Below are 12501 nucleotides of genomic sequence, written 5' to 3' on the forward strand. Positions count from 1 at the left end.
CTATCAGATTGATATATCAACATGATATATAAACTCACAAATTTTAGCAATATTTTTTTCCTGCAAAAAGGAAAATTTTTCGATATTTTCCCCAGTTTGGAAAAACTTATAGTATGATAGGAGAAGGGAATTTGTAGAAAAGTCTATTTTTTTGTCAGAAGAAGATATAAGTAATTCGAACAGACAAACTTGCAAATAATTTGAGGATGATGGTATGGAGTTCAACAAGGACATTTTGGATATGGGGATTACAGGCCGAAAAGGGGCTGCGAATGTAGAGAATATCTTATTTGATCTGGTATTTCGCCATACGAAGGACATGGTCTTTATCATGAAAGTGGAAGAGGGGCCAATCTTTCGTTATTTGTTTGCGAATGAAAGTGGTATCCATAGGGCTGGTATTTCGCACGATTCGATAGGGAAAACCTTCCAAGATGCCCTGTCCGCGGATATTGCCGGAAAACTTCAGGAAGAATATACTCGGTTTCTTTCATCCAATGGCACCAAATCTGTGTTCGATGCCTCGTTTGAGGAAGATGGCAAGGAGTTTTTCGGTGAAACCATCCTGTCAGCCGTGAGGGACCAAGACGGCCTGATTCAGTATATTGTTGCGATTACAAGGGATATTACGGCTTACCTCCATGAAAAAAATAAAATCATAGAAAGCGGCCAAAGATACAGGTCGATCGTCGACCATAACCTGGATGCAATCTTTTCAATTTCCATGGACGGGCAAATCCTCGAATCGAATCCTGCAGCGGCAAAGCTGACAGGCTTTCACGAACAGCAGCTTGTCGGAAGTTCGATATACGAACTCGTCTCGGATTTGGATTTTGCGAATTTCAAGGGGCTCGTTGAAAACACAGGCAACGGCCAATCACTAGAATCGCTCGACTGCAGATTCATTCATAGAAAAGGGTATTTGCTAACGTTGCACATCAAAACAGTTCCCATTATCGTTTTCGGTGAAATAAAAGGTATCTATGTCATAATCCGTGACATCTCCGAGCAATCGAAAAATGTGGAAATGATTAAATATATGGCTTTTCATGACCAATTGACAGGACTGCTCAACAGAAGGGCGCTACTGGATAAGCTTAATGAACAGCTTTTTTCTCCTTCAAGGCATGAAAGGGAGTTCGCCTTGATTTCCATCGACCTGGATCGATTTAAATATTTGAATGATTCCCTTGGGCATCTAGTCGGGGATGAAATATTGAAAAAGGCCGCGGCACGGCTGTTGGAATGCCAAAATGACCATTGCTTTGTATTCAGGCAAGGTGGGGATGAGTTCATCATCCTTCTGCTTGAGACAACGAGGAAGGCCACCGCTTTTTTTGCTCAGAGAATCCTGTCCATGTTCAAGCGGTCATTCTACTTTAATTCACAGGAATATTATATTTCGCCTAGTATCGGGATCAGTATGTACCCAAATGATGGAAAAGATGCTGAAACCCTTTTGAAAAATGCGGATGAAGCCCTCTATCGGGTTAAGGAACGGGGCCGGGCGCATTTCCAGTTCTACAGGACGGGTATGAGTTCTTCGGTGAACAATATCCTTTCGATTGAAACGCACCTCCGTAAAGCAATTGAGAAAAAGGAACTGAGCCTTCATTTTCAGCCACAAGTGGATTTAATGACAGGAGAAGCGACGAGCTTTGAAGCACTGCTGCGCTGGAACTCGAAGGAGTTGGGTCCGATTTCGCCAGGTGTATTCATCCCTCTCGCGGAAGATACCGGCTTGATTGTCCCGATTGGGAATTGGGTAATCGAAACAGCATGCAGGCAAATCAAGGAATGGAAACGAATTGGGTATGAAGGGTTCAGGGTAGCCATTAATATATCCCCCAAGCAGCTGCAGCAGCCTAATTTTCCAGCTTACTTAAAAGCCGCGATGGAGCGGCATTTGATTGACCCGGCATGCCTGGAAATAGAAATTACCGAAAGCTCGATGCAAAATACGGAAGAAGCAGCACCTGTGCTCAAAATCATTAAAAACATCGGCGTCACTGTCTCGGTCGATGACTTCGGGACAGGGTACTCGTCGTTAAGTTATTTAAAGAAGTTTCCAATCGATGTGCTTAAAATCGATCAATCCTTTGTGAAGGATATAAGTGAAAAGGCAAAGGATGCGGCGATTGCCTCGGCAATCATCCATCTTGGCAAAAGCCTCGGGGTCGAGGTGATTGCTGAAGGGGTGGAAACGGCCGGCCAGGCGGAATTCCTTGCGATGGAAGGCTGCCACAAGGCTCAGGGATATTATTTTGCAAAACCTGTCCCTCCCCACGAATTGGAGAGCACTTACCTAAAACTTGCCATGCCGGCATTGCGGGAATACAGCTAATCAAGAACCCTTTATCATCCGATAAAGGGTTCTTCCTTTTGGCTATGTTGTGGTTTTTCTTTTGAAAAGGTTACTCAGTTGGAATTTTTAACGTAAAAACCGTTAATTCTGGTCTAGACATAAACCTGAAGGGGAGCCTTGTTGTTCCTAATCCCCTGTTGACATAAAGAGTAAGCGGAACCTCTCCAGCAATGGTGTAAAAGCCTTCATGGTATTTCTCCGCGAACGGTGGCTTTACAAGCGCGCCAAAGAACGGAATCTTAATTTGCCCCCCGTGGCTATGGCCGCTTAGCTGGAAGTGAAACCCGTATTCGATTGCGTCGTCGGCCAAGTCTGGGGCATGGGACAAAAGAATCTTATAAGCCCCTGTAGGAATGCCGTTTACGGAAGCTTTCATGTCTGGCTTGCCCAGCATGGCATCGTCGATTCCAGCAAGATAAATGGATTGGCCATTCCGAGTGAGGGCTACATTTTCGTTCACGAGGGTCTGAAATCCTGATGCATCCATTATGGTTTTATAAAGATTTGTACCATATCCGCCATGGTCGTGGTTGCCATAGATTGAAAATTTCCCAAGTGGGGCATGGAGCCCCTCAAGTATAGGAACGATGGCATGGGCTGAATCATATTTATTCGGTTCATCCATTAAATCGCCGCTAAAGATAATCATATCGGGCTTAAGGCTGTTTATTTTTTGTGCGAGTCGTTTAAGTTCTTCGAGCGGATATTGGAAGCCAAGATGCGTATCACTGAATTGGACGATGCGTGTGCCGTCGAATTGCCCGGGAATTAGGGAGTGTGCGACAATATGTGTTTGGACGTCAAGCAAGTTTGGCTCTACTTCCCTTGCGTAGAAATATCCCCCCGCTCCAATCCCAAACACCGCAAGTGTCCCGCCAATCAACGATTTGAGAAACGTCCTGCGCGTTTGTTTTTTTGCCATCATTTATCTACCAGCCTGTCTTGTATACTCTATAAATTTTCGTACATACAGCTTTAATACTATCAAACTAAAACTTGGAATAGAAGCGGATTCCTCTACTAAAATACGAATGTAATTTTCAGAACATTCCCATCTTTTGTGCTATGCTGTGGAAAAAGAAGTATGGAGGTATAAAAAATGAACGGAAAAACGGTAATTGTCACCGGGGGATCAAGCGGAATGGGCAAGTATATGGCAAAAAGGTTTGCAGAAGCGGGCGCGAATGTAGCAATAACAGGGAGGTCGCTTGATAGGCTTTTAAAGGCCAAGGAGGAAATCGCCGGAAGCGGAGGAAGCATCCTTGCCATAGAAATGGACGTGAGGAGTATCGATGACGTCACTAGGATGGTAAAAGAAACAATTGGGGAATTTGGGGAAATCCATTATTTGGTGAATAACGCTGCCGGAAATTTTATTTGCCCGGCTGAAAAGCTAACCCCGAATGGCTGGAAGTCAGTTATCGACATTGTTCTGAATGGTACATTTTATTGCAGCAGCGAGGTAGGGAAATACTGGATCAAAAATAAAGTGGAAGGTGTAATCATTAACATGGTTGCAACCTATGCGTGGGATGCAGGGGCGGGAGTTATTCATTCGGCCGCTGCAAAGGCTGGCGTACTTTCCATGACAAGGACTCTCGCGGTCGAGTGGGGGAGGAAGTATGGCATAAGGGTAAACGCAATCGCCCCGGGGCCAATAGAAAGAACCGGGGGTGCGGAAAAGCTCTGGGAATCAGAAGAAGCAGCCAAGCGAACACTTGAGAGCGTACCGCTTGGAAGGCTTGGAAAACCTGAAGAAATCGCCGAATTGGCTTATTTCCTCTTTTCTAAAAATGCCTCCTATATTAATGGGGAGTGTATTACAATGGACGGCGGACAATGGCTCAACCAGTTCCCGTTCTAAAACCCCATTTCCTGTTTGGGGACAATGGCCGCAAATAGGAAATGGGCTTGTTTTTAACAAGAATCACCACTATAAAATTCGATAGAAAATGAACTGTTGTTTAGCTCATTTATAGCTGACTGCGCGTTTTTTTAATGCTTTCCAAGAGTGGATGAATTGTTCTTTGTCCACTCCGTGCTGTTTTTTGCCGGAAAGGGGATCGTTAACATAGACCTTGTCAGAATCAAACCCGACCAGAACGACGGCGTGAAGATCCAAAGGAGTCCTGATTGTCTGTTTTCCGTGCAGCCAGGACTCCCATCTGTCCGGAAGCCTGAAATCACCGGTCGTCCAGATCACCGCCGGATATCCCGCCGCGATGTGCCTGAGTACATCGCTAAACTCTTTATCAGTCAAATTGACAGCCCTTCCCGGCAAATACTGGTCCATTAAATCAACAATTGGTTTATCAAAAACAGCATAACCTGGTGCTTTCCCTGTCATATCGCCGACAAATCCGCGGGCAGGATCCCCCCATCGCTTAATATCCCCTCCTGGCCTGGTGAGAGGATCGTACTCTTTCTTGACCGCCCGGTAAAGCTCCATTTTATCAACGGTTACTCCCGCGTAATTCAGGACCATCGCAAGGCTCGTCACCTCACAGCCGTATTTCAGCTCTGGGTTTTGTTTAATGAGCGGGACATCAAGCATCACCTTATCCGGTACATCGCCAATCGCTTTATCCATTGGATGATTTTCATCCAATGTATGCCCATAGGATTTTTCCACATCTCTTTCATTTGTGGGAATGGCTTGGCTACGGGGGTGGTTGTTGCTTTTCTGAATGGGTGCATCGCCGTTGCAACCCTGGATGAATAATAATCCCGCCAGGAAATAATGGATATTCATAAAATCCCCCCAAAAAATAAGCATATTATTATTTTTCCCTATTTGCTTTTTGGTATAAAGGAAGCCGGTTGCCAAAACAAGCCAGGAGGCAATCCGTATTTTTTTCTCAGCAAGGGCCAAACCTGGTTAATCACCCTTGATAACGGGTAATGGATAAGAAGTACAAATGGTTTTGCCCTGAATGCCACAATGGCGACATCAAAACATATGCCCTATGGGAGGGCGGAACAGGGGGAATATTCGTGAAAAAATCATTGCTTTTGGTTTGTGCGTTTATGCTGTTTTTGCCTCTGTATACCCAAGCGGAAGCAGGAGAGCGAATGGGAAGGGACGAGGCGTTCTTATTATTAAGGAATGCATTCGAAGCCCAGCTGTCGCTTGGTGAAGAGCTTCGCTCAAAGGAAGAAGTAGACGCAATCCTTGCCCCATATTTTACAGATGATTATAAAGAGCTTTTCCTTGAAGCAAACCTCGTTGAGGAAGATGGAAAATATGTTACATATGGGACCGACTTTGGCCAATATTATATCCCTTATTATGGATTTTCCGAAAATACACAAGTTGTAGTAGGGAAAAATGAAGCGTACGTTTTCGAGTTTTTCCCTGAAAGCACAGAAGGGCCAGTTGGATATGATAGCCATTATGAAGGCCTTTTGCTTGTAAGGTCGCCAGATGGCTGGAAAGTTTCAAGGTATTTATACGACAACATTCCCGACTCGGTCATTTCCCAATCGGAATTACCGGCTGCCACGAAGGAAATCAACCGCGCGGAGCCTCCCGCAGCCCAGGAGCAAAATAACGCGGTGGAAGCTGCTTCAATCCAGTTTCAGCTAGGCGTGAACCCGATAGGTGGTTTGTTTCAATACGCTGCCTTTATAGGTGAAGGCCAAGCTAATGGCAAGATTGGGGAAAATGACACAGCTTTTGCTGAATGAACGCCAATCCGTGAATGCCGCCCACAAGAATGGGCGGTTTTCTTTCAGAGAATTAAAAATTTACCTGTTTAATCAGTTTTTACTTGTATGTGTGTACAAAACTAATTTATGCTGTTATTATTGGCAAACAAGGCAGTATCGGAAGAAATTCCGGGAAGATCCGTATGGATAGAAACGTGCGGGGAGAGAAATCTAATAGCAATAGCTTGTTTGTGTTTTGAAAGGAGAGAAAGCATGTCACAGCTACAAGGGATTATTACCCGCTTAAAAAATCTTCAGGACCAATCGGGCGGCGGTGAGCCTGCACAACGTTTTTTTGAGGTAAATGGCGAGCGGAAATGCCAGGTTACGTTTCACCCGAAAACAGAAACCTTCGAACTGGAAGTATACAATGATAAGGAAAAACCAAAGCGTTACCAGTTCGATAATATCGATATGATCACCATTGAAATTTTTGAATTGATTCAGTAAATACCGCGGGGAACCTCGAAAACAGGTTCCTTTTTCATTTCCGGTTTGGAAGGCTAAAAAGTGACCAGTGCCTCCCCGAACTATGATAGAATATATATGGAGTAAAACAAATTTGAGGAGCATTCCGTAATGATAAGTCTTCATAGTGGAGAATTTATAGAAATAAGCATCAAGGATATGATGATTCCTTCTGAGAGGGTAGCGCATGTCCAAATGGGAAATAATCTGGAGCATGCCTTGCTTGTCCTTACAAAGAGCGGTTATACCGCGATTCCTGTCCTTGACCCAAACTACAGGCTTCATGGGCTGATCAGTACAACAATAATCATGGACTCCATCCTCGGGCTTGAAAGGATCGAATTTGAAAAGCTCGAAGAAAAAAAAGTTGAAGAAATCATGATCCGTTCCGTGCCGCGTGTGAAAATGAGCGCGTCCATCAATCGCTGCGTCGAACTGTTAATCAACCATCCGTTTTTGTGTGTTGAATCAAGCGATGGGCTGTTTGAAGGGATTCTGCCGCGGAGTACCGTGCTGAACCAGTTGAATAAGCATTTAAAAAAACAGAACAAAAAGTAATTGATGCCAAATGGCTCCCACTATTGGGGGCTATTGTTTTCCTTCGTGTTCGATTTTTTGTGTGAAAGAGGTGCAGTTTGTGGGAGAGGCCTTTAAAGAGAAGCAGGGAAAGAAGCTTACACGCCGTCCATTCGTCCTTGCGTCTGTAATGCTTGCTATGTTCATGGGGGCAATCGAAGCAACAATCGTGTCGACTGCGATGCCGGCAATTGTTGGGGAACTGGGAGGCTTTTCCCTTTATAGCTGGGTGTTTTCGGCCTATTTGCTGATGAACTCCGTAACAGTACTCATATACGGGAAATTGGCTGATTTATTTGGAAGGAAACCAGTCCTTCTTTTCGGGCTTACGATCTTTATGATCGGTTCAATTTTGTGCGGTTTTTCAGAAAATATGGAAATGCTGATTTTGTTTAGGCTCATCCAGGGTTTCGGGGCCGGAGCCGTGATGCCGATTGCGACAACGATCGTTGGGGATATTTACACTACAGAGGAACGCGCGAAAATTCAGGGATACCTTTCAAGTGTATGGGGGATATCAGCCATCCTTGGCCCGGCAATAGGGGGTCTCCTTGTGGAATTTGCAAGCTGGCAATACGTTTTCTGGGTAAATATTCCTCTTGGGATTTTGTCCATGCTCGGCCTTTGGATGTTCCTGCATGAGAAGATTGAAAAGAAAAGCCATGAAATTGATTACATAGGTGCTATTTTGATTACAATCGGAATTTCTTCCTTGATGTATATCCTTGTGGAAGGCGGCCATCGCTGGAAATGGATATCGTTTCCTTCTGCGGCCTTCTTCATGGTAAGTTTTGCAGCGATCACTTTGTTTGTAATCAATGAGAAGCGGGCAGCCGAACCGATGATGCCGTTTTCAATCTGGAAAGAAAAGTCGATTTTTATTGCCAACATTGTTTCCCTTACAACTGGGGTAATGCTCATAGGCATTTCAAGCTTCCTCCCCGCGTTTGTACAGGGTGTAATGGAAGAATCCCCGATTGTAGCCGGGTTCGCATTGACGGCGATGTCTATCGGATGGCCAATCGCGTCAACGTTTGCTGGAAGGATTTCACTTGCGAAGGGATATAGGTTCACATGTATGGCAGGCGGATTGATGCTGATTGTTGGGGGAACTTTTTTCGCGACAATGACTCCCGGGGCTGGCCCGTTGTGGGCAGCGGTTGGCTCCTTTTTTACAGGTGTGGGTATGGGTCTTACATCGACCGCCTTTATCCTGTTGATTCAGGGTACGGTGGGCTGGCAGCAGCGAGGGATTGCGACGGCGTCCAACATGTTCATGAGGAACCTGGGAAATACGATTGGAGCAGCCTTGCTAGGTGGTATCCTTAATAGCCGGTTTATGGCTTACCTTGAAAAAAATGGGACAGGCGTAGAGGGCAAACCTACGCTTGAAACAGCCAATGTCCTGCTCGATGCGAAAGACCGGGCTGCACTCCCTGAGAACGTCAGGGCCCTCCTCCAGGAAGGGCTTACACTCTCTCTTCATACAGTCTATATCGGTGTTTTGCTGTTCGCGCTTATCAGCATGGCATTGATATTGTTCTTGCCAAAAAAGAAACCTGCTTAGAACACCCGGGGAAACCCGGGTTATTTTTTGATCGTTTAATAAGATATAATATAAGAAAAACTTATGGGGGAAAGAAAATGTCCTCACTTTCCGAGTTTCAACTTTTATCAGTTCTCGCACAGGAAATGAATATGCGTAAGGCTGCAGAGCGATTGTTCGTTTCCCAACCCGCCTTAAGCCAGAGGCTTCAGTCAATTGAAAAGGAATGGGGCACGAAGCTTTTTATAAGGTCACAAAAAGGGCTTGCCCTTACTCCTCAGGGTGAAGAGGTCATCAGGTTTGCCAATGGCGTACTTGCCGAAGAGGAAAAGGTAAGGGAAGCCATTCATTCCATGGAGTCTGCCGTTGCTGGGACGCTTAAGATCGCCGTCGCGACGATTGTTGGACAACACTGGCTCCCAAAGGTGCTCAAAAAGTTTATTGAGCGTTATCCCCAGGCAAAGATTTCGCTTGTAACCGGCTGGAGCAGTGAAATTCTTCGTTCGCTTTATGACCATCAAGTCCATATTGGCATTATCAGGGGTGCACCTGAATGGAAGGGCAAAAAGGTGCATTTGTTTGAAGACAGGCTGTTTCTGGTGGACAGGGAAATTTCCAGTATAGAGCAGGTTTTGGAAACAGACCGGCCTTTCATCCAATTCAAGAGCGATTCCAATTACTATCAGGAAATCCAGGAATGGTGGCACCGCCAATTCAAGCTGCCGCCAAAGAGAACCGTCCTTGTCGATCAAATTGAAACATGCAAACAAATGGCGTTCAATGGAATTGGTTATGCAATCCTTCCGGAAATCACCTTGCATGGCGCCGATAAGGATATTTTCAAGCTCCCACTTCTTGATGAATGGAATAGGCCAATTAAACGTGACACATGGCTGCTCGGATATGAATCTGCGTTTGAACTTAAACAAGTCAGGGCGTTTACCGAGTTGATTCTTGAGCATATTAATGACGGGAAGTAACTCTTTTTTTTCTTGTTTTCACTCAGGCAGTCTGATAAAGTATTTACCAAGAATATACATATCGGAGGAGTAGCAATGAAAATGATGGACGCCAATGAAATTATTTCGTTTATTCAAAATGCGAAAAAATCCACACCTGTAAAGGTATATATAAAAGGTGACTTGGAAGGAATTGATTTTGGAGCAGATACCAAAACGTTCATTTCAGGTAACACAGGCGTCATTTTCGGCGAATGGGACACAATTAACCCTGTCATTGAAAGGAACCAGGCAAAAATTGATGATTATGTTGTTGAGAGTGACCGCCGGAACTCGGCCATTCCATTGCTCGATACAAAGAATATCAAGGCGCGTATTGAACCGGGTGTTACAATCCGCGACCAGGTTGAAATTGGGGACAACGCTGTAATTATGATGGGTGCGGTCATCAATATCGGGGCGGTAATCGGTGAAGGTACGATGATTGATATGAACGTTGTCCTTGGAGGAAGGGCGACAGTCGGGAAAAAATGCCACATTGGCGCCGGCACTGTCCTAGCGGGGGTCATTGAACCGCCTTCCGCCAAGCCTGTCGTAATTGAGGATGAAGTTGTCATTGGCGCGAACGCAGTGGTAATAGAAGGGGTAACCGTGGGCCGGGGCGCGGTCGTAGCCGCTGGAGCGGTCGTCCTTGAAGATGTTCCGCCAAATACACTTGTTGCCGGCACGCCTGCAAGGGTCATTAAAGAAATCGATGAGAAAACAAAGTCAAAAACAGAAATTATGGCCGAGCTGCGCCAGCTTTAAAGTAAATAAGAATGAAGAAAGCGTGGAGCCAATCCGCGCTTTCTTTTGCAATGCTACCGAAACTGTTAGTAAGAGGGGAAATATCAATGAATTCATTTATTAGAATAAGGCGCGACCTTCACCGGATACCAGAGCTGGGTTTCCAGGAATATAAAACACAGGAATATCTACTTAATTTTCTTGCTGGACTTCCACAGGACAGGCTGACTGTTCGAAAGTGGAACACCGGGCTGTTTGTAAAAATTCATGGCCTCAATCCGAAAAAAATAATCGGCTATCGGGCGGACATGGATGGATTGCCAATTACGGAAGATACAGGCTATCCGTTTTCCTCCATCCATCCAGGCAATATGCACGCATGCGGACATGATTTACATATGAGCATCGCTCTTGGAGTAGCGGAGTTTTTTGCGAACAATCCAATCGAGGATGACTTGCTGTTCATTTTCCAGCCCGCCGAGGAAGGGCCGGGCGGCGCGGAACCAATGTTGAAATCCGATATCATGCAGGAATGGAAGCCTGATATGATTATCGCGCTCCATATCGCCCCTGAATACCCGGTAGGAACGGTCGCGCTTAAAGAGGGATTGCTGTTCGCCAATACCTCGGAGCTGTTTATTGACCTTACTGGGAAAGGGGGGCATGCAGCTTTTCCTCACAAGGCAAATGACATGGTCGTTGCGGCTTGCAATCTTGTATCCCAATTCCAGACGATTGTTTCACGCAATGTCGATCCACTTGACAGCGCTGTTATTACCATTGGGAAAATCACTGGCGGAACAGTACAAAATGTTATTGCTGAAAGGGCGAGGCTTGAGGGGACAATCCGGACCCTGTCTCCTGAATCGATGAAAACAGTCAAAAGAAGGATTGAAGCTCTTGTTCAGGGAATCGAGTCAGGGTTTGAGTGTGAAGCGGCAATCGATTATGGTTCAATGTACCACCAGGTTTTCAATCATCCTGGACTCACATTGGAATTTTTTGAGTTTGCATCCGCCATGGATGGAGTAGAAGCCGTTCGTTGCAGGGAAGCGATGACGGGTGAGGATTTCGGCTACATGCTGAAGGAGATACCCGGTTTCATGTTCTGGCTCGGGGTCAATTCACCCAATGGTCTCCATCATTCAAGGCTGATGCCCGATGAGGCGGCGATTCCATTGGCTATCCGCCTGCTCTGCGGTTATATTACTTTTAAATCCCAGCTAGGGGACAGGCCTTGAGCAAACTGTTTCTATTGTTGAAATAGGAATGATAGACTTGTGAATGGGCCTCTTTCTCCTGGTTAATTAAGGCGAAAATGGGTAAGACTATTAGGGTGGATCCCATTGTCGACAGTGAGTTTTTTGGTTTGAGTTTTGATTGGCTAAAATTGACTGTATGAAGGGGTTGCCCTATAATAGGCGATGTGAAAGGGATAGTGAACGCAGCTTAATATCCCGTAAATAACTTTATTTTGGAGGGATTTTCATGCCGGAACGTATGGTAGGAAAGCAAGCACCGCGATTTGAAATGGAAGCGGTAATGCCGAACAAGGAATTTGGCAAAGTAAGCCTTGAAGAAAACATGAAAAACGACAAGTGGACAGTGCTTTTCTTCTATCCGATGGATTTTACTTTCGTGTGCCCAACCGAAATCACAGCTCTTTCAGATCGTTATGATGAATTTGAAGACCTCGATGCTGAAATCATTGGTGTTTCTACCGACACGATCCATACCCATCTTGCCTGGATCAAAACCGACAGGAAGGACAATGGCCTTGGCGATTTGAAATATCCGTTAGCCGCCGATACAAACCATGTTGTCTCCCGTGATTACGGTGTGTTGATCGAAGAAGAAGGCGTAGCGCTTCGCGGCTTGTTTATCATCAGCCCTGAAGGTGAATTGATGTACCAGGTAGTCAACCACAACAACATTGGACGTGATGTTGATGAAACCCTTCGTGTCCTTCAGGCCCTTCAAACTGGCGGACTTTGCCCGGCAAACTGGAAGCCAGGCCAAAAAACACTCAGCGTATAATTGTACAGCCATAAATGGTAACTGTTTTAAAGTTAGACCTAACCAATTAATATGTT

At 45.3% G+C, this 12501-nt stretch carries 12 protein-coding genes; 10 read left to right on the forward strand and 2 right to left on the reverse strand.

Going from position 1 to position 12501, the window contains the following annotated elements; all coding sequences use genetic code 11:
* Positions 1-214 precede the first annotated feature (214 nt).
* Entirely contained in the window at positions 215-2344 is a 2130-nt protein-coding gene (locus RB160_RS01000) for a putative bifunctional diguanylate cyclase/phosphodiesterase (protein WP_316568348.1), read from the forward strand.
* A 70-nt stretch (positions 2345-2414) separates the two neighbouring features.
* Here RB160_RS01000 and RB160_RS01005 read toward each other — a convergent pair whose 3' ends face one another.
* Positions 2415-3287 carry a metallophosphoesterase gene (locus RB160_RS01005; protein WP_396954656.1) on the reverse strand — a complete coding sequence of 291 codons (873 nt, stop codon included), beginning with the start codon at positions 3285-3287 and terminating at the stop codon, positions 2415-2417.
* 177 nt (positions 3288-3464) lie between these two features.
* Here RB160_RS01005 and fadH point away from each other — a divergent pair, with 177 nt between their 5' ends.
* Complete coding sequence (gene fadH / locus RB160_RS01010) at positions 3465-4229, forward strand: 2,4-dienoyl-CoA reductase (RefSeq protein WP_316568350.1); 765 nt, start codon at positions 3465-3467, stop codon at positions 4227-4229.
* Between the two features lie 105 nt (positions 4230-4334).
* On the opposite strand, the gene RB160_RS01015 is transcribed toward fadH, so the two are convergent.
* A complete protein-coding gene (locus RB160_RS01015; protein WP_316568351.1) occupies positions 4335-5117 on the reverse strand; it encodes a C39 family peptidase in 783 nt (260 codons plus the stop codon).
* 242 nt (positions 5118-5359) lie between these two features.
* Between RB160_RS01015 and RB160_RS01020 the strand changes: the two genes are divergently transcribed.
* The 8 genes from RB160_RS01020 (at position 5360) to RB160_RS01055 (ending at position 12445) form a co-directional block, all read left to right on the forward strand.
* Positions 5360-6052, forward strand: a complete 693-nt coding sequence (locus tag RB160_RS01020) for a DUF3993 domain-containing protein (RefSeq protein WP_316568352.1) — start codon at positions 5360-5362, stop codon at positions 6050-6052.
* Between the two features lie 234 nt (positions 6053-6286).
* Entirely contained in the window at positions 6287-6523 is a 237-nt protein-coding gene (locus RB160_RS01025) for a YkuJ family protein (protein ID WP_316568353.1), read from the forward strand.
* Positions 6524-6652: 129 nt separating this feature from the next.
* Positions 6653-7099, forward strand: coding sequence for a cyclic-di-AMP-binding protein CbpB (cbpB, locus tag RB160_RS01030; protein ID WP_316568354.1), 447 nt, complete (start codon positions 6653-6655; stop codon positions 7097-7099).
* Positions 7100-7247: 148 nt separating this feature from the next.
* A complete protein-coding gene (locus RB160_RS01035; RefSeq protein ID WP_316569035.1) occupies positions 7248-8684 on the forward strand; it encodes an MDR family MFS transporter in 1437 nt (478 codons plus the stop codon).
* Between the two features lie 77 nt (positions 8685-8761).
* Complete coding sequence (locus tag RB160_RS01040; protein ID WP_316568355.1) at positions 8762-9643, forward strand: transcriptional regulator CcpC; 882 nt, start codon at positions 8762-8764, stop codon at positions 9641-9643.
* 75 nt (positions 9644-9718) lie between these two features.
* The gene (dapD, locus tag RB160_RS01045) at positions 9719-10429 is read left to right on the forward strand and encodes a 2,3,4,5-tetrahydropyridine-2,6-dicarboxylate N-acetyltransferase (RefSeq protein ID WP_316568356.1); all 711 of its coding nucleotides are present in this window, start codon (positions 9719-9721) and stop codon (positions 10427-10429) included.
* 86 nt (positions 10430-10515) lie between these two features.
* Positions 10516-11649 carry an N-acetyldiaminopimelate deacetylase gene (locus RB160_RS01050; protein WP_396954650.1) on the forward strand — a complete coding sequence of 378 codons (1134 nt, stop codon included), beginning with the start codon at positions 10516-10518 and terminating at the stop codon, positions 11647-11649.
* Positions 11650-11896: 247 nt separating this feature from the next.
* The gene (locus tag RB160_RS01055; protein ID WP_316568357.1) at positions 11897-12445 is read left to right on the forward strand and encodes a peroxiredoxin; all 549 of its coding nucleotides are present in this window, start codon (positions 11897-11899) and stop codon (positions 12443-12445) included.
* Positions 12446-12501 lie beyond the last annotated feature (56 nt).

The organism is Neobacillus sp. YIM B06451 (assembly GCF_032667185.1).
Lineage (GTDB): Bacteria > Bacillota > Bacilli > Bacillales > Cytobacillaceae > Bacillus_D.

What these genes read in the sequence shown, in the direction of transcription:
- RB160_RS01000 (WP_316568348.1), top strand. Translation starts at nt 215, where the DNA reads ATGGAGTTCAACAAGGACATTTTGGATATGGGGATTACAGGCCGAAAA.
- RB160_RS01005 (WP_396954656.1), bottom strand. Translation starts at nt 3,287, where the DNA reads ATGGCAAAAAAACAAACGCGCAGGACGTTTCTCAAATCGTTGATTGGC.
- fadH (WP_316568350.1), top strand. Translation starts at nt 3,465, where the DNA reads ATGAACGGAAAAACGGTAATTGTCACCGGGGGATCAAGCGGAATGGGC.
- RB160_RS01015 (WP_316568351.1), bottom strand. Translation starts at nt 5,117, where the DNA reads ATGAATATCCATTATTTCCTGGCGGGATTATTATTCATCCAGGGTTGC.
- RB160_RS01025 (WP_316568353.1), top strand. Translation starts at nt 6,287, where the DNA reads ATGTCACAGCTACAAGGGATTATTACCCGCTTAAAAAATCTTCAGGAC.
- cbpB (WP_316568354.1), top strand. Translation starts at nt 6,653, where the DNA reads ATGATAAGTCTTCATAGTGGAGAATTTATAGAAATAAGCATCAAGGAT.
- RB160_RS01035 (WP_316569035.1), top strand. Translation starts at nt 7,248, where the DNA reads ATGCTTGCTATGTTCATGGGGGCAATCGAAGCAACAATCGTGTCGACT.
- RB160_RS01040 (WP_316568355.1), top strand. Translation starts at nt 8,762, where the DNA reads ATGTCCTCACTTTCCGAGTTTCAACTTTTATCAGTTCTCGCACAGGAA.
- dapD (WP_316568356.1), top strand. Translation starts at nt 9,719, where the DNA reads ATGAAAATGATGGACGCCAATGAAATTATTTCGTTTATTCAAAATGCG.
- RB160_RS01050 (WP_396954650.1), top strand. Translation starts at nt 10,516, where the DNA reads ATGAATTCATTTATTAGAATAAGGCGCGACCTTCACCGGATACCAGAG.
- RB160_RS01055 (WP_316568357.1), top strand. Translation starts at nt 11,897, where the DNA reads ATGCCGGAACGTATGGTAGGAAAGCAAGCACCGCGATTTGAAATGGAA.